Raw genomic sequence first — 22,481 nt, 5'->3', positions numbered from 1 at the left:
AGGGAAGATTTTTTTAAACAGACCCTCATATACTATTTTTATGAAGGGGGGAAGGGAGTGCGCGACATCATTAGCAATGAATACGGGCTAACCGTTGAGCGATGGGAAAAAATAGGACGTTATGATACGTTTATATGGAAAAATTATCGCTATATTTTAGTGCCTGCTTTACTGAGAACGGAAGCAGAAATCAGCGAATTGCAACAAATGAGTGCTTATTTATCGGCAAAGGGAGACGTGACGGTGGCCACATTTGTGCCAACACGAACCGGAACACTTATGACCCATATTTCTGAACAACCTGTTATTATTCTTCGCACGTATGTTCAGTCATATACGAGACAAGTTGTTGTTGGAAGGGAATTAGCAAAGCTTCATCATCGTGGCCGCTTATTTCCTGTGCCGGTTGTCCATTGCAAACGGATTGGACAATGGAAAGAGCTTTGGGGAAAACGGCTTGATCAAATGGAAGAGTTTTGGCGAAGCAAAACCCAACTAGGGCCCGAAGATGCATTTGATCGATTATTTATCGAATCGTTTCCTTATTATATCGGTCTAACAGAAAATGCCATTCAATATGTAGCCGATACCGAATTAGATGAGGTACCTAGTACAGTCGATTCAGCTACGATTTGTCATGAGCGATTACCGAACGCTCTCTGGGTGGAAGGAAAGGAAAGCAAGTTAGCAATAGATTGGGTATATGATCATTGCGCCCGCGATTTAGCCGAGTGGGTGCGCCATATGTATGTAAAGAGATCTGCTATTGCGGAAGAGGAAATTAGGCAGTTTTTTCGCGAATATGAACATACCACTCCGCTGTCGGCATTTTCTTGGCGGCTAATTTATGCGCGTTTATTATTTCCGCTTCATTATTTTGAGTGCATTGAAGGATATTACGTAACGGAGCACGAAGAGGAAAAAAAGAAGTATGAACAGACATTGATCACTATTCTTGACCGTTCACGGGAATATGAGCGATTTTTAGGCTCTTTCTATGACCTTCTTGAACTTTCTTCCCGTCGATGGCGCTTACCGAAAATTGGCTGGCTTTCTTATGCTTAGGACAGAACGGTGGTAGCGATATCATCGTTTTTTTATGGGCAATTATGGTAAGATAAAAACGGCAATGTGTTTTTATAGAAGAGAAAGGAGTTTTAGCAATGAATAAACCATACGTGTTTATTACAAGGAAACTGCCGGATGAAGCGATAAAGCCGTTAACAACATTGGCTGAGGTGAAGATGTGGCCATATGAGGATGTGCCAGTGACACGGGAAGTCTTACTTTCGGAAGCAAAAAAAGCGGACGCGCTTTTTACGATGTTATCCGATCGAATTGACCGTGAAGTGATGGAAGCAGGGGAGTCATTAAAAGTCATTGCCAATTTAGCAGTGGGCTTTGATAATATTGATGTTTCATTTGCGACAGAACGCGGTATCGCTATTTGCAACACACCCGATGTATTGACAGATACAACCGCTGATTTAACTTTTGCGTTATTATTGGCAACGGCTCGTCGCGTTGTAGAGGCAGCGGAATTTGTCAAAGCCGGTGAGTGGAAGAGCTGGAGTCCATTTCTTTTAGCTGGACATGATGTTCACCATAAGACGATTGGAATTGTCGGTATGGGGAAAATCGGTCAAGCCGTAGCTAAGCGGGCTACTGGATTTGAAATGAACATTTTGTATCATAACCGCTCACGAAACGAAGAAGCGGAACGAAAGTTAGGTGCAACCTATTGTACGTTTGCTGAATTATTGGAAAAATCGGATTTTGTCGTTTGTTTAACACCACTGACGAATGAAACACGTTGGTTGTTTAATCGAGAAGCGTTCCAGATGATGAAACGCTCTGCCATTTTCATCAATGCGGCTAGAGGAGCTGTTGTTGATGAGGAAGCGTTATATGACGCACTGATCAACGGAGAGATTGCCGGAGCAGGATTAGATGTATTCGAGAAAGAACCGATCGATCGAAACCATCCGTTATTAGCGTTAAACAATGTTGTGGCACTTCCGCATATTGGTAGCGCAAGTGTGGAAACGCGCGTAAAGATGATGGAATTGTGTTGTCGTAACATTGTTGCTGTGCTGAAAGGTGAAGCACCAGAAACGTTGGTCAATCAACAATGGTTAGAAAAGACGAGACGAGTTTTATAATCATCAAACGAGCAGTCTCCTCGCGAGACTGTTTTTTATAAAAAAAATTATCTGAATTTACTTGATGTTAAGCGTTTTCAATATATAAGATAATAAAATAATGATTGTAAAAGACAGGAACATCTTTTATAATGTCTACTATAAAAATACAAATGTACATAACGGAGAAACAAAAGGGGTGGAGAGCATGGTGAAGCCAATTTCGGTTGGTTTGTTAGGATTAGGAACAGTCGGCAGCGGGGTTGTGAAAATTATTGAAAATCATCAAGATCAACTCATTCATCAAGTCGGCTGCCCGGTTACCGTGAAAAAGATTCTCGTTCGAGATATATATAAAGAACGCGATGTGAAAGTGGACTCAAGCCTATTAACAACGAATGTGGATGAAGTCATCAACGATCCAGGCATCGATGTAATTATTGAAGTAATGGGCGGCGTCGAAGAAACGAAACAACATCTTTTACGAGCGTTGCAGCAAGGGAAACATGTCGTTACCGCGAATAAAGATTTAATGGCATTATATGGATCGGAGTTGTTAGCTGCAGCGACTGAAAATGGATGCGATTTATTTTACGAAGCAAGCGTTGCGGGAGGCATTCCGATTTTACGTACACTTGTTGATGGTTTATCTTCTGACCGGATTACAAAAATGATGGGAATCGTCAATGGAACGACGAACTTTATTTTAACCAAAATGTGCAAATACGGAAGCGCCTATGAAGAAGTATTGGCAGAAGCACAAGCGCTCGGGTATGCTGAAGCGGATCCATCTTCTGATGTCGAAGGGTTAGATGCAGCAAGGAAAATGGCAATTTTAGCGCGATTAGGGTTTTCTATGAACATTGATCTAGAAGATGTCCAAGTACGAGGGATTACGGATATTACGGAAGAAGACTTGAATTACGGAAAGCGATTAGGCTATACGATGAAGCTCATTGGTATTGCCCATCGTGAAGGAGAGAAAGTTGAGGTAAGCGTACAACCCACGTTCTTGCCTGATTCCCATCCACTGGCATCAGTAAGTGATGAATACAATGCGGTATACGTATATGGAGAAGCGGTTGGAGAAACGATGTTCTACGGTCCTGGAGCGGGAAGTTTGCCGACGGCGACAGCGGTTGTTTCTGACTTAGTGGCTGTCATGAAAAATATGCGGTTAGGTGTGAACGGTCGAAGCGCAGTAGCACCACAATACGAAAAGAAATTAAAAGCGCCAGCAGAAATTTTCTCGAAATACTTTTTACGTATTCATGTGAAAGATCAGGTCGGAGCATTCGCAAAAATTACAACACTGTTTTCAGAACGGGGTGTCAGCTTCGAGAAAATTTTACAATTACCATTAAAAGAGAACGGTCTTGCGGAGATTGTCATTGTCACTCACAGAGCGTCCCAAAAAGATTATGAAGATATTTTACAGCAATTAAGTGATCTTGAAATAGTTCATAATATAAAAAGTTGGTACCGTGTAGAAGGGGATGGAAAATGATGATGTGGAGAGGAATCCTGCACGAATACCGTGATTTTTTGCCCGTAACGGAACGAACACCTCGGCTTTCTTTGCAAGAAGGAAATACGCCGCTTATTCCACTGCAACGTTTGTCTAAGCAGTTAGGTATCGAGTTATACGTCAAAGTTGAAGGTGCGAATCCGACCGGATCTTTTAAAGATCGCGGCATGGTCATGGCGGTAGCAAAAGCGAAAGAAGAAGGGAGCCATACGATCATTTGCGCTTCAACAGGAAACACTTCCGCTGCGGCTGCCGCTTATGCTGCCCGTGCTGGCTTGCGCTGCATTGTTGTTATTCCGCACGGAAAAATTGCCATGGGAAAATTAGCGCAAGCGGTGATGTACGGAGCAGAAATTTTCGCAATTGAAGGAAACTTTGACGAAGCGTTAAAGATGGTCCGCCGCCTTAGCGAAATGGCTCCGATTACGCTTGTTAACTCAGTCAATCCATATCGTATCGAAGGACAAAAAACGGCCGCTTTTGAAATTTGTGATCAGCTTAGTAAAGCGCCTGACATTCTGGCAATTCCGGTTGGAAACGCCGGCAATATTACGGCTTATTGGAAAGGATTTAAAGAATATCATGTAAAAAAACAAACGGGGCTTCCAGAAATGCGTGGCTTTGAGGCAGAAGGAGCAGCTGCCATTGTCCGCAATCGAGTTATCGAACAGCCGGAAACGGTGGCGACGGCCATTCGAATTGGCAACCCGGCTAGCTGGGAAAAGGCGGTTCAAGCAGCTGAAGAATCAAAGGGAAAAATCGATGAAGTATCCGATGCGGAAATTATAGAGGCATATAAACTTCTCGCGCGTAAGGAAGGGATTTTTGCTGAACCGGCTTCATGTGCATCTATTGCCGGTGTGATCAAACAACGGAAGCGAAACGAAATTCAAGAAGGAAGCACTGTTGTTGCTGTATTGACTGGTAATGGACTAAAAGATCCGACGATTGCGATGGAAGTGGCCGATATTCAACCGCTTGTTCTTCCAAACGATGAAAAAGCTGTATTTGAGCATATCCAAGGAGTTGTCCATCAATGAAAGAAGATGGGATGTTAAAAATCGTTGTCCCGGCGAGTACAGCGAATTTAGGACCGGGATTTGACTCCGTAGGTCTCGCTGTTTCTCGTTATTTAGTATTAGAAGTGCGGCGGGGGGATGAATGGCGGTTTATTCCTCGTTCGCCGGAAGTGCAAACAATTCCGAGGGGAACAGAGAATTTAGTGTTTCAAGTAGCGGAAGAAGTAGCAAAACAATATGGCTGCACGTTACCGAACTGTGTTGTCGACGTATATAGCGATATTCCGTTTACACGAGGGCTGGGCAGCAGTGCGGCGGCGGTTGTTGCGGGAATTGAACTAGCCAATGAGCTTGCTTGCTTGTCATTAACTATCGATGAAAAGGCACGACTAGCTAGTTGCTATGAGGGACATCCTGATAATGTCGGTGCATCATTGTATGGCGGATTAGTCATCGGAAGCCATAGTGAACAGGAGACAAACATTCTTTCGGTTCCTGATATCGAACTTGATCTTGTTGCTGTTATTCCGAATTATGAATTGGAGACGAAAAAAGCACGCAATGTTCTTCCGCATTTTTTTTCAAAAGCGGCAGCGGTGGAAGCAAGTGCAGTAAGCAATGTGCTTGTAGCTTCATTATTAACGAAAAATTGGGAATTGGCAGGAAAAATGATGGAATCCGACTTATTTCATCAGCCGTATCGAAAAGAACTCGTTCCTGAATTATCGATGGTGCAAAAGCTTGCCAAAGAATATGGTGCTTTCGGGGTTGCGCTGAGCGGGGCAGGCCCGACTGTTCTTTCTTTTGCGGAGCCAGGAAAAGGAATCTTCATAAAAGAAAAGTTATCAGAACATTTTCAAGATTGCACGGTTGAGCTGTTAAAGGTAGAACAAAGGGGAAGTCAAGTATATTATAATATGGCCTTAGAAAAATAACAGCGATTCTCAATGAGAATCGCTGTTATTTTCATGTAGCTTTGAGAACTATTCGTGTCATCTTCGCCTTTTTTAGAACACTTGTTCAACTTCAACGACACCAGGTACTTCTTCTAAAAGAGCACGTTCAATTCCTGCTTTTAATGTGATCGTCGAGCTTGGGCAGCTTCCGCAAGCACCGAGCAGGCGTAATTTGACTACTCCGTCTTCTACATCGACAAGTTCGCAGTCACCGCCGTCGCGAAGCAAAAATGGGCGTAGTTTATCTAAAACTTCTTGGACTTGTTCTTTAATTTCTTGATCGCTCATTCTTATCGACTCCTTTCTTTAACTTTATTATAATCATGATAAAGAAAAAAATCTAATAACTTTTTTCGCTTAAGAGAGGAAAGGTGGCAAATATGTTATTTAAGCCCGTCGAAATATGTGTGTATGGCGCAGAGGTGATTTGCCCCTCTTGTGTCAATTTACCCTCTTCAAAGGAAACGTATGAATGGTTAGAGGCCGCCATCAAACGGAAATATCCGGATCAGCCATTTACGATTTCATATATCGATATTTTCAATCCACCTGAGGATGAGGAGAAGAAAGCTTTTGCCGCAAAGGTAATTGAAGAAGATTTATTTTATCCGGTTGTGCTAGTGGAAGGAACGATTGTTGGTGAAGGAAATCCAAAATTAAAAGTGATTTATGAGGCAATGGAAAAGTACGGTTATAAAGCAGTAGAGAAGGAATAAACCAAAGAAAAGGGATGATCTCGCCCAAGAGATATCCCTTTTCTTTGGTTTAATAACCATTGTGATATTTGTACATCCAAAGGACACCGGACTTTAGAAGCCGTGGTACTCTTCCTGTTAACGGGCGATCGGCAACGAGACCGAATCCGTGTTTTTTGCCAAGCGAACCAAGGATCCCTTTTAATTTAATTGGTGGAAATTCGCTTGGCGGATCTTCCCCATTCCAGCGTTTTTGCAATACTTGAACAATTTGTTCTGCTTGTCCTTCCGCAAGCTGTGCGCTTGGAGCGTGCGGTAAGCTTGCACAGTCGCCAACGACATACACATTTTCATAGCCGGGGATATGGTGCTGCTTCGTTAAAGTGACGCGTCCTTGTGCGTCTTTTGCCACATCTAATTCGCGAACGACTCGATTAGGTTGAATGCCCGCCGTCCAAACAATGGCATCACAGTCAATCGGCTCGTCATGGTTGTAAAGTACATTCTCTTCTACTTTTGTAATGTTAGAGCGGCGGATGATTTCTACTTTATGTTCTTCAAACCATTTTTCTACATAGTCGCTTAAGCGTTCTGGAAACATTGGTAAGATTCGCTCACCACGGTCAAATAACATAACGTGTAGATCCGGCCGGCTTTCTGAAAGCTCACTGGCCAGCTCGACACCGCTTAACCCAGCGCCAACAATTCCAACCACTGAACGAGGTGGCAAGTTATTTAATTTTTGATATGTAGCCCGTGCTTTATCAATCGATTGAATGCTGTAAGTGAATTCTTCCGCGCCAGGGACACCGTGATATTTATCTTCACAGCCTAAACCGATGACTAAATCATCATATGAAATTGTCGAATCGTCTTGGAGAAAAACGGTTTGGTTATCTAAATCGACTTTTACTACTTCCCCGAAGCAGTAAGTTAATTGGGGATGTTCAGGAAATGGGACGCGAATATGATGGTCGCTAATCGTTCCCGCCGCAAGAGCATAATACTCTGTTTTTAAGCAATGATATGAAACGCGGTCAACAAGTGTAATGTGAACGTTCTCAGGTAAATGATTTGGGAGGAGACGAAGCAAGATGCGCATATTTCCATATCCCCCACCAAGTAGAACGAGGTGTCTCATACGAAAATTCCCCTTTGTTATTGTCTTTTGAAGCACAACGTGTAACAAAATGTCACTAAAAGTATAGCGAAATTGTGACAAAATAACAACAATTTTTCGGAAAAATGATAAATATATGAACAAAAGAGAGGATAAATGCCAGCCAATATATAAAATAAAGCATCATAAATTGACGTTTGCGCAAAAAACGGATACGATGGAAGGCAGTAGAGAGGTGATGAAGCATTGATTCAACCAATTATTGAATTTTGTATGAGCAATTTAGCGAACGGTTCGCAAAAAGCGTTAGAAATATTAGAAAAGGATCCGAATTTGGATATTATTGAATACGGGTGTTTAAGTTATTGCGGAAAATGTGCGAAATCATTATTTGCTTTAGTGAATGGAGAAGTAGTTACAGGAGAGACACCTGAACAATTAGTGGAGAATATTTATAAATTTCTGGAGGAAAATCCTATGTTTTGAGGAAAAGCGGCTTCCGATGCCAACGGAAGCCGCTTTTTTTTTGCCTATTATGATTGAGGTGTCTGCTGGTTGTCACGAATTTCTTGCCACCGCTCCTGTGCCATACGAACAATTCCTTTTTCGATCGTTTCGTTCTTTTTGGCGGTAACTTTAGAAAAATATAAAATGGCTTCTTTTGTATTGTTTAATCTTCTATGTAATTCACCGATTAAATAAAGGAGACGTACTTCCGCCATGTGTGTGCCAACAAAATCATCTTTACTATAAGATGCTGTATATTCTTGCAGAGCTAGTCGCATAAATCGTTCTTCTTGATCGTGAATGTTGTATGTTCGATAGAGCCAAGCAAGACGCATATATAAACCGGCTAATACAATATGCTTTTCCTGTTTTAATGTTGCTGAATAAATTCCAAGCTTATAAGTATTCACCGCTTCTTGAAACGTTCGTTTTCCGCTATATTGTATTCCCCCTTTCCATGCTTGGCAGATGTTTTTTTGAATGGCATCAAGTGAGGAAGGGGGAAAATAAGAAGAAAATTCTTCAGTAACGGCAAACCCGCAATGAGGACAAATGCTTACATAATAAAAAAGAGGATTTAAATCGTCTGGTTGGTAATAAGAACAAAAATCGGTATCATGTCGAATTGCACGCACAAAGCGTGAGCGAATTTTCTTTGTGCTATACGGCTGTTTGCAAACGAGGCAAGTCATATGTTGGTCATATAATGCATCTACATTCATTGAGCATCCTCCAGCCTATTTGAATAACGATGTTCCCCATCATTATAACGGAAAATCTGTATCGTTCCTATTCCTTTTTGCTTAAAATAGAGAAAGAGGATGCCGCGTGGACATCCTCTTTCCAGGTGTATATGAAAAAACGGGGGATATTTTCATTGTGTCCCGATGATGTTCCCTTTATACTTATAGATAAAAAATTTTTATGTTTAGGAGGAAACAATGGATCGCTTTTCGTTTACAAAAATGCATGGATTAGGAAATAGCTACATATATGTAAATATGTTTGAGGAAACCATTCCAGAGTCGCTATTGTCGGAGCTAGCTGTTAAGGTATCGAATGTTCATACGGGAATCGGTGCAGATGGAATGATTTTGATTTGCCCGTCGGAAGTGGCACCTGTAAAAATGCGGATTTTTAATAGTGATGGTTCTGAAGGAAAAAATTGCGGCAACGGGCTTCGTTGTGTAGCAAAATATGCGTATGAACATCAATTGGTAAACGAACGATCGTTCTTTATTGAGACATTATCAGGACTAGTAAAGGCGGAAGTGTTTGTAGAAGACGGAATCGTGACGAAGGTAACGGTTGATATGGGAAAACCGCGATTAAAGAGAAGCGAAATCCCAATGCTTGGTGAAGAGGCTGCACAAGTCGTGGCAGAAAAAATAGAAGTGGCTGGCGAGACCTACGAAATCACAGCCGTGTCAATGGGAAATCCGCACGTCATCTTTTATGTCAATGATATCAATCAAGCACCGGTAACGACATTGGGGCCGATTGTCGAAAAAGATCCGCGTTTTCCAGAAGGAGTCAATGTTGAATTTGTGGAGGTCGTCAATGACTGTGAGCTTCACTTTCGCGTATGGGAGCGAGGTTCAGGGGTGACACAGGCGTGTGGAACAGGGGCATGTGCGGCAGTCGTGGCTTCTGTGCTAAACGGTAAAACGGCTCGAAATCAAGAAACGGTTGTTCATCTTGCTGGCGGGGATTTATCGATCACCTGGACGGATGAAGGAAATGTATTCATGACTGGACCAGCGGAAACGATTTGTACAGGTGTTTACTATATATGAAATATTTGAGCCGAATGTGTAAAAACAGATATACTAAATAGTAAGGAGGGAAAAAACATGGCTGACGTAATTATTCTTACTGAAGCAGCTGCTTTTCAAATTAAGGATATGATGAGAGAAAATGGAGAGGAAGGTGCCTACCTTCGTGTTGGAGTGAAGGGTGGCGGTTGCAGTGGTTTATCGTATGGCATGGGCTTTGATCATGAACGTCATGATAATGACCATGAATTTGAACAGCATGGGATTAAAATACTAGTCGATAAGGAAAGCGCCCCAATTTTGCAAGGAACGGTGATTGATTATAAACAATCGCTCATGGGAGGCGGCTTCACGATCAATAACCCGAATGCGATCGCGACATGCGGCTGTGGTTCATCATTCCGAACAGCAACGAATGCCGGTACACCAGAGCAGTGTTAAACGGTTAAACGGCGATATACAACGGTTTTAGAGGCGGGATATTTCTATCGCAAACATAAACGGATAATTCAGATAGGGTCGATAATTACACCGTAAAATTCGGTGATAAACAACCCCGGACAAACATATTAACGACCCTAAAATTCGCTTAATAGAGTTGCGGATAACGACCTTCCTACCGATGAGATTCGATATTCATCGGTGGGGAGGTTTTTTATTTGACTTTAAAGAGAAAGAAAAGGCGGGCTGAACGAGTTTCGCCAAAGCAATATCCGAAACTAATTAGTAATAGCAGGAAAACGGATAGAGGGATTGAGAGAGCATGCATTACAAGATTACATAAAAACATGGGGTTACTTTACGAATTGGTTAAAGAAAAATTACGGTGAAATTCAAGCAATCGATCAATTAACTACGGAAGTATTAAGAATTTCCATTAATTACATGGAACGTGTTGCAAAACGCATAATGGATGCATAAAAAGACAAGAAAAATCCACCTTTTTAGAAATTATATACAGTGAACAAAAAACCTATTTCCAAGAAGTGGACACGATCATGATTTCTCATATTGTCAGTGAACATGCATTGTCTAGCGAATGGACCCTCTTTTACAAGCTTTGTTTCTGTACATTGACCAACTTTCTTTATTAGAAGTTCCTTATGTGACAGGTCGATCACCCATTTCGAAAAAATCATAAAATGTTTCTTGTTAAAAACTTATTTTTCCATTGTTTCTCTACGCCAGTTGGTGGACACACTGAATCGCTTTGGCTACTTCCGACGAATTTGCGGACTTCAAGAGGTTCCACATCTTTCTTACGTTTTCGCGTGTAGGGAAATGGGTTCGAGAACAAGGTTTTTCCGTTTTTAACGCCCGACTTCTCAACGATTTAAGAGAAAAGTAGTCATCATCGACAGTACGGTACTCCGAAGCCGTCTCTATGATTCTCAAGCCGGATGGGAATCTCGACTCGGTACCACTGGTTCAAAGGATACTTTGTACCACAGCGGAAGGAATTATCTTATCTCATACTCTTGCAACATCCAATCAACATGATGCAGCCGTTGCGATTGAGTGATTCCTGCTTTAAAAAAGTGGCAGATTGAGTTTGCCCTTGGAGATGCTCTCTATGACAGTGAAAAAGTTCGTCCAACGCCGAACAAACAGGAATCTCTTTTGTTTCGCCCATGAATCCTCGAAATAGCCATGAACGAAAAGATGCCTACGGTCGGGTAATTTCTTCGTTTTTGAAAACCAAATTCGGAAAATGGTTGTTTCGTTTAACAGACATTTAATCGGTTAAACAACCATGTTGGTATGGGTTTCACTGCTATTTTCTGCATGTATCATTTGCATCCTTATGCACAACTTCGGGTTTTTACTCTAGTTTTGTAACAACATCAATAATTGTGATTATATGGAAAGAAACACTAATATGAATGAAGAATGCAGGTAAAGAAAATTAAATACGATGTTTCGTTCATAGTTCTATAGATCGATAGAAAAGAAGAAGACTATGGAGGACATTGTATTGTAGGAAATGAATCAGGAGGAACGAAATGAGTAATAAAGATTGTAACAGACGTAATATTTTTAATTATCTCTTGCAATGGGATAATTCTGCCCCTGTCCCTAAAATGCAAATTTTTTCAACTGCTTTAGGAATGGCATTGCCTATTATTTTTGGCGCGTTGATTGGTCATGTAGAAATTGGATTCATAGTTGCTCTAGGCGGTCTTTTTATTCCCCCTCCAAATGATAATGATCCATTAAAGGTGGAAGTTTTAAATTATGTGCAAGTAATTTTTACAGGATTCATTGCAATTAGTTTAGGAGCATCTATTGGAAATAATCATTCTTTACTAGCCAGTATCTTTTTGGTGTTTATTAACGGATTTGTTTCTTTAGTAGGTGGCATTAATCGTACATTAGCTGTTAACAGTGTACGTTTTACTATTTTTTTTATTATTGGTACAGGTATATCGTTACCAACACAGGTCAATCCATTTATTATTGGCTTGCTATTTTCTCTAGGTTCTATATGGGCTGCTTTTATATCTCTATTTTTTTCTATTTCTTATCTGTTTTTTATGAAACAGAAAAAGTCTAGTCAGTCCTTATCTAACAATGATTCAAATGCTGATTTTCCTACGCAATTTAGATACTGGCTATTCAGATTGAAAAAATTTCAGACTTGGTTCTATACGATCCGCTTGGTTTTGTGTTTGAGTATCGCTCAGGTTATTCAATTATTATCAGAGAACCCGCATGCCTATTGGATTAGTCTGACTATTGTTTTGGTACTTCAAAGAAATACATCTAGTGGTCCTTCTAGAATTTATCAACGTGCTGTAGGAACATTTTTCGGTGTTTTGATTGGTGGTATCGTATTAATATTTCCTTTGTCCATTCTATGGATTATTGTCATAGTAGCGCTCATCGGTGGTGTTCGTAGTTATTTAAAGGTCCGAAATTATGCAGTTTATTCGATGGTAATGACACCATTGCTTTTTATTTTGCTAAGTAGAGGAAAACAAATTTCTTTTGATCTGATTATCGATCGGCTTATGTATACTTTTGTTGGCTGTACCATTACCCTTGTTTTCGGTTATTATATTTGGACAGGTGTAGAAAAACAAAAATTAGTTAAAAAATAAAAAGTATTACGGATAATTTACTGCGATTTTGATTTTCAGACCGTTCGTAAAAGCACACCATTAGGGAAAAATGGACACAACGCTGCAAATATCGTTGTTTAACGTTTGTAAAGGTGCGTGGAAATATTTACGAACGTCTACGAAACCGTGGGACGTTGTAGGGATTCGATTCAAAAGGTAATAACCGTACTTAATTTGTGTATGTGTTCAAAAATGGGAGCCGAATATCTTCGGGCTCCCATTTTATTATCCACTCATTATTTACCGATAAACATTTGTGTCCAGTGGTTTCCAGCTTGCTCAAAACCTACTCCAATGTGAGTAAACTGTTTATTTAAAATGTTGGCTCTGTGACCAGGGCTATTCATCCAAGCTGTAACAACCTCTTGTGGGGTACGTTGACCTTGAGCAATGTTTTCACCCGCTGTTTTGTAAGTAACACCAAAATCCCTCATCATATCAAAAGGAGAACCATAAGTCGGACTTGTATGTGAGAAATAATGGTTTTGTTGCATATCCTGTGATTTCTTCTGAGCCACAGCACTTAGCTGAGTATCCGCTTTTAAAGCAGGAAGACCTGCTCGAGCTCTTTCTTTGTTCGTTAATTCAATTACTTGTTGAGCATATTGGCTGATCCCTGTAGAAACCTGAGCCTGCTGTTGCTGAGTTGGTGTCTGTTGTTTAGGTTGAGTTTGTTGTTGTGTTGGTGTTTGTATTTGCTGTTGTGCTGGTGTTTGTATTTGATTTGGTACTAGTACATATTGTCCATTCAATTGTTGCTGAAGTCTTGCTTGCAACTCAGCTGCTTCTTTAGGATCCACTTGAACAAATTTGTACTTTGCATCTTGGATCAATACTGCTCTTGTATGAGGATATTTGTTACTTGGTATTGATGTATACGAAGCCGAAATATTCATGTTTTTATTATCATAATTGTCATTACGGTCCGTATCCCTTATGTTACACGCTGCAAGTCCCATTACTAAGGCAGAAACTGCGAGAAAGCCAGTCACTTTCTTTATCATGGTAATGCCTCCTAAAGGTATTATTTTTACACCCTTAGTTTTTATATCTTTGAAAGAAAATAAATATGGGAATAACTGTGGTAAATGGAAGGTACGAAGAATAAAAGCAAGTTACTTATGGGGGAAATACGGAGTCAAATGCGATTCAGTGGTTTATGGTGAGAAAACTAACGGTTTTGTTTTAAGGTAGGTCTGCGATTTTTTTCTGTTTCGATGACTTGGGGCATTTATTTGAATTGATAATCATCGGTAAGAAATGACGTTAAAACAATCCTCAGACCTTTGCATAATTGGATTAAAACATTGATATTATGCGTTTGAATCTCCGGCAAACATACCGCATAATTTACGATGAATAATCCGAATGCCATTGCAACGTGTGGTTGTGGTTCGGCATTTCGAACAGCGACGATGCTAGTATGCCGAAGCAATGCTAATGATGATCTCCTTAACGATCGTTTCTTTTTCGCTAAGGAGATTTTTTATTGAGTAAATGTATTCATTAAAAGCAATAAATTAAACACCATTCACCTTTATACATTAAAGAAGGGAAGGATTGTGAAACTGCAATGGAATTTTATATTGGCACTCTTATCGGCGATCATTATAGCCATTTTTGCCGTTGCGAATGTGGAAGGCATTTCTGTTCATTATTTATTGGGAAAAACCGAGAAGCCACTGATTATTGTGGTTTTAGGATCAACAGTGACGGGAGGAATCATCATTGGTTCTATCGGTCGGTTTCGCCTTTTTATGTTGCGACGACAAGTCAAAATGTGATCAAAGGAAAATGAAGAGTGAAAGGAAAAACGAGTATGTTAAGGGAGAAAAAGACAAAGCTATCTGCTTTATCTCTAGAAACGGAATAGATGTGTAGGGATGTCTTGCGAGCAAAGACATCCCTGCTTTGATGATTAGAACATGGAAGAAGAATGCATAGGTTGTACTTTTGCATTCGGATCAATATAGGCTTTTGCGTTGTTTACCGCTGTTGGAGCTTCACCGAAGCCGCAGGCGATTAGTTTAACTTTTCCTTCATACGTGCAAATATCTCCTGCCGCGTACACGCCCGGAATATTTGTTTCCATTTTGGAGTTCACTTTAATCGAGTTTTTCTCAATTTCAAGCCCCCACTCTTTAATTGGACCGAGCGAGGAAACGAAACCATAGTTGACGATAACCGCATCAACATCAATCGTTTCGCGTGATCCGTCTTTAACATGTTCGAGTATTACTTGACGAACGCCGTTTTCATCGCCAATTAGTTCAACTGGAACAAATGGTGTTTTTACTTCTACTCGTGAGTTCATTAAATTTTCTACGCTATGTTCGTGAGCACGGAATTTATCGCGGCGATGCACAATGGTGACTTTTTCAGCAATCGGCTCTAACATCAATGCCCAGTCTACCGCAGAGTCTCCACCACCGCAAACAAGTACTTTTTGTCCAGCAAATTTATTTAAATCATCAATGAAGTAATGCAAGTTTTTGCCTTCGTATTGTGCCGCGCTCTCAAGCTCGAGACGACGTGGTTGGAATGCACCGTTCCCCGCTGTAATGATTACAGTTTTGGAATAGTGAATTTCTTTATTCGTTGTTAACTTAAAAATGCCGTTGTCTAGTTTTTCTAACTTTTCAACGGATTGTTCTAAGCAAATAGTTGGATTAAATTTTGCCATTTGTTCTTTCAAGTTATTAATAAGTTCTTGTGCACGAATTTTTGGGAATCCAGCAACATCATATATATACTTTTCGGGATAAAGGGCAGAAAGCTGTCCGCCTAACTGTGGCAAACTTTCGATAATTTTGACACTAGCTTGGCGCATTCCACCGTAAAAGGCTGTAAATAATCCCGTCGGGCCACCACCGATAATCGTGATGTCATACACTTTTTGATCCTCTTTCATGACTGACTAGTTCCCCCTTAAACATGAATTGTCTATACCCGATAGACGGCTAATCCTATCATATCATAAAAAAATCACATAAAGTATTTTTTACCTTTAAAATTTGAAAAAATGACTTGAAAAGATTCAAAAAAAGGACTAATATGTTTTAGTGGATAGATTGTTAAGATTTTACGACAATTTTTTTACGATTTTTTGTATTTTTTTATCTATTATCGTGAATTAGTTCACAAACTTCGTTCAATAAAAAAGTATGTAGCGGCAAAAGATATACGTAAGCTGCAAAATCTAAAAAAGGGTGGAAGTGATTTCGTTGAAAAAGCCAAATGTTGTCATTTTAGGTGCTGGTTATGGCGGTTTAATGACGACCGTACGTTTGCAAAAAATGGTCGGTGTCAATGAAGCAAACATTACGTTAGTGAACAAAAATGATTACCATTACGAAACGACATGGCTCCATGAAGCATCTGCAGGTACGTTGCACCATGATCGTGTACGTTACCCAATCGCTGATGTCATTGACCGCAACAAAGTGAACTTTGTGAAAGATACCGTTGTAAAAATTGTTCCAGATGAAAAACGAGTCATTTTGCAAAACGGGGAACTTTCTTACGATTATTTAGTTGTTGCGCTTGGTTTTGAATCAGAGACATTCGGCATTAAAGGGTTAAAAGAATATGCGTTTTCGATTGCCAATGTCAATGCATCACGCCAAATTCGCGAGCATATTGAATATCAGTTTGCTACGTATAACACAGAAGAAGAAAAACGTGATGAGCGCTTGACTATCGTTGTTGGCGGTGCTGGATTTACAGGTATTGAATTTTTAGGGGAACTTGTAAATCGTGTTCCAGTGCTTTGCCGTGAGTATGATATCGACCCGCATAAAGTGCGTATTATTTGTGTAGAAGCGGCGCCAACAGCACTTCCGGGCTTTGATCCAGAGTTAGTTGAATATGCGGTTGGTCTATTAGAACGTAAAGGCGTCGAATTTAAAATCGGAACGGCCATTAAAGAATGTACACCGGATGGAATTATTGTGGCAAAAGGCGATGAAATCGAAGAAATTAAAGCTGGAACTGTTATTTGGGCAGCCGGTGTCCGCGGAAGCTATGTGATTGATGAATCCGGCTTTGAAGCTATGCGCGGTCGCGTTAAAGTTGACCCATTCTTACGTGCTCCTGGCCATGACAACATTTTCATTGTTGGGGACTGTTCGTTAGTCATTAATGAAGAAACCAATCGTCCATACCCACCAACGGCGCAAATTGCGATGCAACAAGGTGAGCTATGTGCGAAAAACCTCGCTGTGTTAATTCGTGAGCAAGGAGAATTGCAACCGTTCAAACCAGATATTAAAGGAACGGTATGCTCACTTGGTCATGATGATGCGATTGGCGTTGTCTTTGGCAAAAAAATGTGGGGCACAAAAGCAAGCTTCATGAAAAAAATGATTGACAACCGTGCGCTTTATTTAATCGGTGGTCCATCGCTTGTCATGAAAAAAGGAAAATTTAAATTCTTTTAATGCGATTTGGGCAAACGAAAGGACAAGTCCTTCATGTTTGCCCTTTTTCGTTATTTTTTTATCGAAAAGGGATGGTGAATATGGGAGAGAAGCGCGGCAATGTATGGTTAGCAGCGGCTGGATTAGTGATCAACTCAGCTGGAGAATGGCTTGTTGTAAAGAAAAAATACGGGGGATTAAAAGACAAATGGTCGCTACCAGCAGGGTTTGTACAACCAGGGGAAACGTTAGATGAGGCGGCGGTTCGTGAAATCAAAGAAGAGACAGGCATTGATGCAGAAATTGTTGGATTGATCGGAATGCGCACCGGTGTCATCCGCGATGAAGTAAGCGATAATATGGCTATTTTCCTGCTCCGAGCTTTATCAGAAAAGATTATCGTTCAAACAGAAGAATTATGGACAGCCACATTTTCGAAAAAAGAAGTTTTAAAAGAAGATAAAAATACATCAGCATTATTGTTGCATTTATTGCAATTAGAGCCTTTTTCGTACTTATCACTTCATGATGGTATGAATCCAGGAGAGCCGTTTGGATACACAAAATATCACCTTTATTTTAAAAATTCGAAAAAATGAGATATACAAAGAAAATGAAAGCATAATGTTGATGTATCCGTTTACATCAATGGAAATGGCGGAAATTCTCCCTTTTCTTTTTAGATGAAATTTTGTTATATTATCAGAAAATTAAGAAAACAGAGAGGGGAATAACAAATGAAACAAACAGAACAAACGCTATGTCCATATTGTGCGGGGCACGGATATGTTCAATTGCTTTTAGGCGGGTCAGAAACATGTTATTGTTGTTCCGGAAAAGGAACAGAGCCGAAAAATAAATAATCGTCTTCGTTGACTCCCCATCGGTCATTCAGTACACTTAAAAAGGATATACTGGAGGTGATGGGGATGGAAATGAGCTTACCCGTTTTAATCATATCGATGTTGCTATTTTTCGTATTATTTTTTGGTATCGGCTTTTTATTAAATATGATATTAAGGCAGACATGGATCATGGCGATTTTAAGTCCAATCATTTTTATATTCATTATTGATGACGTGAGATGGACTGAATATTTTACAGCGCCAAGCGCTTCATTTTCTGCATTAAAACATAAAATTATGTCGTTAGCACCGGCAGATGTAATGATTCTTGGAAGCGGATTAGTCGGAGCGATTTGCGCTGGAATTGTCATTCGAACGCTGCGGGCAAAAGGATATCAAATGTTTTAAGGCTTTCGCATCTTAAGCGGAGGCTTTTTTAATTTTTCTCACTTCTCTCACAATGAATATTTCTTTTTTTCTTTGGAAATAAATAGAGCTGTGAGAGGAGTGAGGAAATGAGCTTTATAAGAAATATAATAAGAAGATCTATCATGTGTAGTTTATTCTGCTTTGCTTTATTAACCACTTTTCAATCGATTTCTGGTGTAGAAGCAAAAATGTTAACTGATTGGCTTTATGATTCACATTTTTATGGACAGCGATTTTTTGACAACTTAGATATAGAACCACATTTATTGGCAGATCGTCAAAATGATTGGGCGCATTATAAACCGGCAACGAAGACACAAATTTCATCCGTGCAAACAGTCAATGATTCTGTCAGTTTAGAAGAAGCATTTGATTGGTCAAAATATCCATCTGCTACTGTCGTTGCGACTGGCTATACAGCAGGAGCCGAGTCAACAGGAAAATCACCGGGACACCCAGAGTATGGAATCACGTATTCGGGAGTAAAAGTGAAAAGGGACTTATACTCTACTATTGCTGCTGATTTGAATGTTTTCCCGATTGGTACTATTCTTTTTATTCCCGGATATGGCTACGGTGTCGTTGCGGACAAGGGAGGAGCCATCAAAGGGAACCGCCTTGACTTATACTATGAGACAGTAGAAGATGTATACAAATATTGGGGCAAGAAAAAGGTTCAAGTGTACATTGTGAAAAAAGGCAGTGGAACGTTATCTGAAGAAGAATTGAAAAAACTTAATGAAGACGAGACAATGCAAGTATTTAGGCAACAATATTTAAAATCGAAGAGTTAAAAGAAAAGCAGAGGCGCCGTGATCGTTTCGTATACCATTGGCTGTTTGTGATTGAAGGAATATTATTGCTCCTTGGAAAAGGGCAGGCAGAAACCTTGCCCTTATTTTTATTGGCCGAGAAGACAATCGATACCGTCGTCTTTTGGGAAAATATAGGGGTGAAGGAGGGGAGCGAGTTTTTTTAATCCAACTAACAGGCGCGGAGAAGGACGACAGTAGAGGGCTTCTTCAAGAACATAAATACGATTGGTTCGGACAGCCTCGATCTCTTCCCATCCCGGCCGTTTTTTGACGATGTTTTTGTCCATTTTCTCTGTTTGCACGCCGACCCACACAAGACAAATATGTTCAGGATTTCGCACTTTCACTTCTTCCCAGTTTGTTTGTATATTTGCTTGCTTTATATCTGCAAAAATATTCGTTCCCCCCCGCTAATTCGCTTATTTCACTTAACCAGTTTGCTTTTCCGGGCGTAAAAACAGGCTTTGGCCACCATTCCCAATAAACCTGCGCTCGCTGCTCAATTTTCTCTGCTAGTTGTCTATACTTATCAATGAAAGCATGATAGCGACTTACAATCGTTTGTGCTCGCTTTTGTTGATTAAGCGCTTCCCCTAACCGAAGCAAATCGCCGGCAATATCGTTTAATGAATGAGGTTGCAGCACGAGATGGGGGATGTTTCGCTTTTGTAGTTCGATGACGTTTCTTTCCATACCGGGAACGCTTAAAGAGGCAAGCACGAGATCTGGTTTCATCGCTTCCACTTTATCGATATCAATGTTCAAGTCAGGTCCGACTTGTGGCAATGCGCGTACGGATGGTGGCCAATCGGAGTATTCGTCAACGGCAATGAGATGATCGAGCAATCCTAGATAGGCAATAAGCTCCGTATTGCTTGGGCAAAGAGAAATGATTTTCATCGTACCACTCCTTTATTTGTCGCTCCTCTTTTTATTCCACTCGTTCTCTTTCGTTTCCTTGTGTTATGATGAAAAAAGGGAGGGAGAAGTTTTGGCACATTATCCAACGGAATATTACGAATTTTTTGTAAAGTTTAACGAAGGCGACTATTATACCTGTCACGACTTATTAGAAGAAATTTGGATGGCTGATAAGGAAAACTTATTTATTAAAGGTTTGCTGCAAATGACGGTAGCGCTTTATCATTACAGCTATGGTAATGTGAAAGGTGCAAGGTCGATGATGCAAGTCGCTCGTGATTACTTGCAGAAATATCGCCCGTTTTATTGGGGAGTCGATGTGGAAGAGATTTATACCTACATTGAGCATTGTCTTGCTATCATTCCAACAGATGTGGATCGCATTGATTTTTCAGAAATCGATCGACTTCCATTACTTCCTCCCCTTGTGTTATACTTGCATGATTAATGTGATTATCGAAATATTTTACTGCTTCCTATATAATGGAGAAGAAAAGGGATAAATTAGGGAGGGAGCTGGATGTTTACCGTGAAGCAAGATGGGTTGTTTGATGCGCCGCATGAGGCTGTAGTGATAGGGCTTTTTGATAAAAACCAGCCTCTTAGCGGAATTGCAGCGAAATGGAATGAACAGCTTAACGGGCAATTAACGATTTTGTTAAAAGAAGGCGACATATCAGCGAAGAAAAAACGAATTTCGAAAGTACACACACTTGGTCAGACAGCAGTGAAGCGTCTTTATTTTGTCGGATTAGGAAAAGAAGAAGAGTTGACGTTTGAAGTGCTACGAGAAGCGTTCGGTAAGTTATTTAAAACTTTGAAGGAAGCGAAATTAACAGAAGTGGCGGTCGCTCTTGATACCTTCACGAATGAACGAATTGATGCAAATGAAGCGGCTCATGCTCTTTCTGAAGCACTTTTACTTGCGACGTATCAATTTGCTGGTTATAAGCAAAAAACAAACGAACCGGAAAAGAAATTAGAAAATATCGCGATTTATACAGAAGCGGATCAATCTGAAATAGAAGCAAGTGCATTTGTTGGCCGTGTGTATGGGAAAGCAACAAATTCCGCTCGGACATTAGTGAATACACCGAGCAATTTATTAACGGCAACAGACTTAGCGAACTATGCAGTCAAACTAGCGCAAAAGTACGATTTTGAGTGCGAAATACTTGAGAAAGATGATATGGAAAAGCTCGGTATGGGTGCGTTTCTCGCTGTGAATAAAGGATCGACGGAACCGCCGAAGATGATCGTTCTCAAATATCAGGGCAAAGAAACGTGGGAGAACGTCATCGGTCTTATCGGAAAAGGGGTAACATTTGATACGGGAGGCTATTCCATTAAGCCAAGAGAGAGTATGGTTGATATGAAAACAGACATGGCTGGGGCAGCAGCCGTGCTTGGAGCGATGGAAATTATCGGAGAACTTCGCCCGGAACAAAACGTTGTAGCAGTCATTCCAGCGACGGATAACGTCATTAGTGGCGATGCGTTCAAACCGGATGATGTCATTACATCGATGAGCGGGAAAACGATTGAAGTAAAAAATACAGATGCGGAAGGGCGCCTTATTTTGGCTGACGCGATTACGTATGCGAAGCATCATGGTGCCAATTATCTTATTGATGTTGCGACATTAACGGGCGGAGTCATTGTGGCGCTCGGCGTTCATACGACAGGAGCAATGACGAATGACGAAGCGTTATTTGAACAGCTATTAGAGGCATCGATAGAAACAGGGGAGTTTATTTGGCGTTTACCGATCACGGAAAAAGATAAAGAACGCGTGCGCAGCAGTAAAATTGCTGACCTCAATAATTCACCGGGACGTGAAGGACATGCGATTATGGGCGGTGCGTTCCTTGCCGAGTTTGCTGAGGATACGCCATGGATTCACCTTGATATTGCTGGAACGTCTGTCACATCGAAGGAACACGACCTCGGTCCAGCAGGAGCAACCGGTGTGATGGTACGGACGCTTGCTACATTGGTTGAACGATTTGAATAATTTTGAATAATATAGAACGAAGCTGTATGCTGGCTTCGTTTTATTTTGGTATTTTATATGTACAAAATGTGAAGGTAATGTAAATTTTGTGTAAAGTTTTTGATACATTGTTGTAAATTCGACAATTGTTGATAAAATAAGACAGGGTGGCTCATTTTTTAATATTGTAATAAATG

General features: G+C 40.5%; 24 protein-coding genes and 3 pseudogenes. 21 read left to right on the top strand and 6 right to left on the bottom strand.

Features of this window, described 5'->3' with window-relative positions:
- The first annotated feature begins 57 nt into the window (after window positions 1-57).
- From yutH to thrB, 5 genes are all read left to right on the top strand, one after another.
- Window positions 58-1,065, top strand: a complete 1,008-nt coding sequence (gene yutH, locus ISX45_RS13260) for a spore coat putative kinase YutH (RefSeq protein ID WP_194519165.1) — start codon at window positions 58-60, stop codon at window positions 1,063-1,065.
- A gap of 98 nt (window positions 1,066-1,163) precedes the next feature.
- Window positions 1,164-2,162: a 2-hydroxyacid dehydrogenase gene (locus tag ISX45_RS13255; protein WP_181556426.1), complete on the top strand. Its 999-nt coding sequence runs from the start codon at window positions 1,164-1,166 to the stop codon at window positions 2,160-2,162.
- A 187-nt stretch (window positions 2,163-2,349) separates the two neighbouring features.
- Window positions 2,350-3,648: a homoserine dehydrogenase gene (locus tag ISX45_RS13250; RefSeq protein WP_194519164.1), complete on the top strand. Its 1,299-nt coding sequence runs from the start codon at window positions 2,350-2,352 to the stop codon at window positions 3,646-3,648.
- Window positions 3,648-4,709 carry a threonine synthase gene (gene thrC / locus ISX45_RS13245; protein ID WP_194520708.1) on the top strand — a complete coding sequence of 354 codons (1,062 nt, stop codon included), beginning with the start codon at window positions 3,648-3,650 and terminating at the stop codon, window positions 4,707-4,709. The genes ISX45_RS13250 and thrC overlap by 1 nt, the downstream gene beginning before the upstream one ends.
- On the top strand, window positions 4,706-5,623 hold the full coding sequence (gene thrB / locus ISX45_RS13240; RefSeq protein WP_181556423.1) for a homoserine kinase: 918 nt from the start codon (window positions 4,706-4,708) through the stop codon (window positions 5,621-5,623). The genes thrC and thrB overlap by 4 nt, the downstream gene beginning before the upstream one ends.
- Window positions 5,624-5,695: 72 nt before the next feature.
- On the opposite strand, the gene ISX45_RS13235 is transcribed toward thrB, so the two are convergent.
- The gene (locus ISX45_RS13235; RefSeq protein WP_181556422.1) at window positions 5,696-5,932 is read right to left on the bottom strand and encodes a NifU family protein; all 237 of its coding nucleotides are present in this window, start codon (window positions 5,930-5,932) and stop codon (window positions 5,696-5,698) included.
- 92 nt (window positions 5,933-6,024) lie between these two features.
- Here ISX45_RS13235 and ISX45_RS13230 point away from each other — a divergent pair, with 92 nt between their 5' ends.
- Complete coding sequence (locus ISX45_RS13230) at window positions 6,025-6,360, top strand: YuzD family protein (RefSeq protein WP_181556570.1); 336 nt, start codon at window positions 6,025-6,027, stop codon at window positions 6,358-6,360.
- 49 nt (window positions 6,361-6,409) lie between these two features.
- Here the strand turns inward: ISX45_RS13230 and ISX45_RS13225 are convergent, their stop codons facing one another.
- Window positions 6,410-7,480 (bottom strand): NAD(P)/FAD-dependent oxidoreductase, encoded by a 1,071-nt coding sequence (locus tag ISX45_RS13225; protein ID WP_194519163.1) that lies wholly within the window; start codon window positions 7,478-7,480, stop codon window positions 6,410-6,412.
- Window positions 7,481-7,708: 228 nt separating this feature from the next.
- Between ISX45_RS13225 and ISX45_RS13220 the strand changes: the two genes are divergently transcribed.
- A complete protein-coding gene (locus ISX45_RS13220) occupies window positions 7,709-7,945 on the top strand; it encodes a YuzB family protein (RefSeq protein WP_181556569.1) in 237 nt (78 codons plus the stop codon).
- Between the two features lie 47 nt (window positions 7,946-7,992).
- Here ISX45_RS13220 and ISX45_RS13215 read toward each other — a convergent pair whose 3' ends face one another.
- Window positions 7,993-8,688: a DUF2225 domain-containing protein gene (locus tag ISX45_RS13215; protein WP_194519162.1), complete on the bottom strand. Its 696-nt coding sequence runs from the start codon at window positions 8,686-8,688 to the stop codon at window positions 7,993-7,995.
- 219 nt (window positions 8,689-8,907) lie between these two features.
- On the opposite strand from ISX45_RS13215, the gene dapF reads away from it, so the two are divergent.
- The 5 genes and pseudogenes from dapF (at window position 8,908) to ISX45_RS13190 (ending at window position 12,842) form a co-directional block, all read left to right on the top strand.
- Window positions 8,908-9,762, top strand: a complete 855-nt coding sequence (dapF, locus tag ISX45_RS13210) for a diaminopimelate epimerase (protein ID WP_181556419.1) — start codon at window positions 8,908-8,910, stop codon at window positions 9,760-9,762.
- Window positions 9,763-9,819: 57 nt separating this feature from the next.
- Window positions 9,820-10,182, top strand: a complete 363-nt coding sequence (locus ISX45_RS13205) for a HesB/IscA family protein (protein WP_194519161.1) — start codon at window positions 9,820-9,822, stop codon at window positions 10,180-10,182.
- 312 nt (window positions 10,183-10,494) lie between these two features.
- A complete protein-coding gene (locus ISX45_RS13200) occupies window positions 10,495-10,662 on the top strand; it encodes a hypothetical protein (protein ID WP_181556417.1) in 168 nt (55 codons plus the stop codon).
- A 77-nt stretch (window positions 10,663-10,739) separates the two neighbouring features.
- Window positions 10,740-11,572, top strand: a pseudogene (locus tag ISX45_RS20410) (transposase).
- A 172-nt stretch (window positions 11,573-11,744) separates the two neighbouring features.
- Window positions 11,745-12,842, top strand: a complete 1,098-nt coding sequence (locus tag ISX45_RS13190) for an FUSC family protein (protein ID WP_194519160.1) — start codon at window positions 11,745-11,747, stop codon at window positions 12,840-12,842.
- Between the two features lie 257 nt (window positions 12,843-13,099).
- On the opposite strand, the gene ISX45_RS13185 is transcribed toward ISX45_RS13190, so the two are convergent.
- Window positions 13,100-13,867, bottom strand: coding sequence for a CAP domain-containing protein (locus ISX45_RS13185; protein ID WP_194519159.1), 768 nt, complete (start codon window positions 13,865-13,867; stop codon window positions 13,100-13,102).
- A 345-nt stretch (window positions 13,868-14,212) separates the two neighbouring features.
- Between ISX45_RS13185 and ISX45_RS20095 the strand changes: the two are divergent.
- Window positions 14,213-14,304 (top strand): annotated as a pseudogene (locus ISX45_RS20095) (iron-sulfur cluster assembly accessory protein); the annotation flags it as partial.
- Between the two features lie 121 nt (window positions 14,305-14,425).
- Window positions 14,426-14,647, top strand: a complete 222-nt coding sequence (locus tag ISX45_RS13180; protein WP_181556414.1) for a lipopolysaccharide assembly protein LapA domain-containing protein — start codon at window positions 14,426-14,428, stop codon at window positions 14,645-14,647.
- Between the two features lie 134 nt (window positions 14,648-14,781).
- Here the strand turns inward: ISX45_RS13180 and ISX45_RS13175 are convergent, their stop codons facing one another.
- Complete coding sequence (locus tag ISX45_RS13175; protein ID WP_181556413.1) at window positions 14,782-15,774, bottom strand: NAD(P)/FAD-dependent oxidoreductase; 993 nt, start codon at window positions 15,772-15,774, stop codon at window positions 14,782-14,784.
- Between the two features lie 304 nt (window positions 15,775-16,078).
- On the opposite strand from ISX45_RS13175, the gene ISX45_RS13170 reads away from it, so the two are divergent.
- The 5 genes from ISX45_RS13170 (at window position 16,079) to ISX45_RS13150 (ending at window position 19,349) form a co-directional block, all read left to right on the top strand.
- Window positions 16,079-17,302: an NAD(P)/FAD-dependent oxidoreductase gene (locus ISX45_RS13170; RefSeq protein WP_181556412.1), complete on the top strand. Its 1,224-nt coding sequence runs from the start codon at window positions 16,079-16,081 to the stop codon at window positions 17,300-17,302.
- Between the two features lie 80 nt (window positions 17,303-17,382).
- Window positions 17,383-17,880: an NUDIX domain-containing protein gene (locus tag ISX45_RS13165; protein ID WP_194519158.1), complete on the top strand. Its 498-nt coding sequence runs from the start codon at window positions 17,383-17,385 to the stop codon at window positions 17,878-17,880.
- Window positions 17,881-18,018: 138 nt separating this feature from the next.
- The gene (locus tag ISX45_RS13160; protein WP_181556410.1) at window positions 18,019-18,144 is read left to right on the top strand and encodes a YuiA family protein; all 126 of its coding nucleotides are present in this window, start codon (window positions 18,019-18,021) and stop codon (window positions 18,142-18,144) included.
- 66 nt (window positions 18,145-18,210) lie between these two features.
- Entirely contained in the window at window positions 18,211-18,534 is a 324-nt protein-coding gene (locus tag ISX45_RS13155) for a YuiB family protein (RefSeq protein ID WP_181556409.1), read from the top strand.
- A 107-nt stretch (window positions 18,535-18,641) separates the two neighbouring features.
- A complete protein-coding gene (locus ISX45_RS13150; RefSeq protein WP_194519157.1) occupies window positions 18,642-19,349 on the top strand; it encodes a 3D domain-containing protein in 708 nt (235 codons plus the stop codon).
- Between the two features lie 107 nt (window positions 19,350-19,456).
- Here ISX45_RS13150 and ISX45_RS13145 read toward each other — a convergent pair.
- A pseudogene (locus ISX45_RS13145) lies at window positions 19,457-20,270 on the bottom strand (cobalamin-binding protein).
- Between the two features lie 91 nt (window positions 20,271-20,361).
- Here ISX45_RS13145 and ISX45_RS13140 point away from each other — a divergent pair.
- Together ISX45_RS13140 and ISX45_RS13135 are read left to right on the top strand one after the other, a co-directional pair.
- On the top strand, window positions 20,362-20,739 hold the full coding sequence (locus tag ISX45_RS13140) for a DUF309 domain-containing protein (protein ID WP_228485550.1): 378 nt from the start codon (window positions 20,362-20,364) through the stop codon (window positions 20,737-20,739).
- 72 nt (window positions 20,740-20,811) lie between these two features.
- The gene (locus ISX45_RS13135; protein WP_194519155.1) at window positions 20,812-22,305 is read left to right on the top strand and encodes a leucyl aminopeptidase; all 1,494 of its coding nucleotides are present in this window, start codon (window positions 20,812-20,814) and stop codon (window positions 22,303-22,305) included.
- Window positions 22,306-22,481: the final 176 nt, after the last annotated feature.

Origin of the sequence: Thermaerobacillus caldiproteolyticus (assembly GCF_015326725.1) — a bacterium.
Taxonomy (GTDB): Bacteria; Bacillota; Bacilli; order Bacillales; family Anoxybacillaceae; genus Thermaerobacillus; species Thermaerobacillus caldiproteolyticus.
This window is presented reverse-complemented; position numbering and strand designations above follow the sequence as displayed.

Bases quoted from the DNA above. Each gene is read 5' to 3' on its own strand.
- ISX45_RS13255 (WP_181556426.1), top strand. From the start codon at position 1,164: ATGAATAAACCATACGTGTTTATTACAAGGAAACTGCCGGATGAAGCG.
- ISX45_RS13250 (WP_194519164.1), top strand. From the start codon at position 2,350: ATGGTGAAGCCAATTTCGGTTGGTTTGTTAGGATTAGGAACAGTCGGC.
- thrC (WP_194520708.1), top strand. From the start codon at position 3,648: ATGATGTGGAGAGGAATCCTGCACGAATACCGTGATTTTTTGCCCGTA.
- thrB (WP_181556423.1), top strand. From the start codon at position 4,706: ATGAAAGAAGATGGGATGTTAAAAATCGTTGTCCCGGCGAGTACAGCG.
- ISX45_RS13235 (WP_181556422.1), bottom strand. From the start codon at position 5,932: ATGAGCGATCAAGAAATTAAAGAACAAGTCCAAGAAGTTTTAGATAAA.
- ISX45_RS13230 (WP_181556570.1), top strand. From the start codon at position 6,025: ATGTTATTTAAGCCCGTCGAAATATGTGTGTATGGCGCAGAGGTGATT.
- ISX45_RS13225 (WP_194519163.1), bottom strand. From the start codon at position 7,480: ATGAGACACCTCGTTCTACTTGGTGGGGGATATGGAAATATGCGCATC.
- ISX45_RS13215 (WP_194519162.1), bottom strand. From the start codon at position 8,688: ATGAATGTAGATGCATTATATGACCAACATATGACTTGCCTCGTTTGC.
- dapF (WP_181556419.1), top strand. From the start codon at position 8,908: ATGGATCGCTTTTCGTTTACAAAAATGCATGGATTAGGAAATAGCTAC.
- ISX45_RS13205 (WP_194519161.1), top strand. From the start codon at position 9,820: ATGGCTGACGTAATTATTCTTACTGAAGCAGCTGCTTTTCAAATTAAG.
- ISX45_RS13190 (WP_194519160.1), top strand. From the start codon at position 11,745: ATGAGTAATAAAGATTGTAACAGACGTAATATTTTTAATTATCTCTTG.
- ISX45_RS13185 (WP_194519159.1), bottom strand. From the start codon at position 13,867: ATGATAAAGAAAGTGACTGGCTTTCTCGCAGTTTCTGCCTTAGTAATG.
- ISX45_RS13175 (WP_181556413.1), bottom strand. From the start codon at position 15,774: ATGAAAGAGGATCAAAAAGTGTATGACATCACGATTATCGGTGGTGGC.
- ISX45_RS13165 (WP_194519158.1), top strand. From the start codon at position 17,383: ATGGGAGAGAAGCGCGGCAATGTATGGTTAGCAGCGGCTGGATTAGTG.
- ISX45_RS13160 (WP_181556410.1), top strand. From the start codon at position 18,019: ATGAAACAAACAGAACAAACGCTATGTCCATATTGTGCGGGGCACGGA.
- ISX45_RS13155 (WP_181556409.1), top strand. From the start codon at position 18,211: ATGGAAATGAGCTTACCCGTTTTAATCATATCGATGTTGCTATTTTTC.
- ISX45_RS13150 (WP_194519157.1), top strand. From the start codon at position 18,642: ATGAGCTTTATAAGAAATATAATAAGAAGATCTATCATGTGTAGTTTA.
- ISX45_RS13135 (WP_194519155.1), top strand. From the start codon at position 20,812: ATGTTTACCGTGAAGCAAGATGGGTTGTTTGATGCGCCGCATGAGGCT.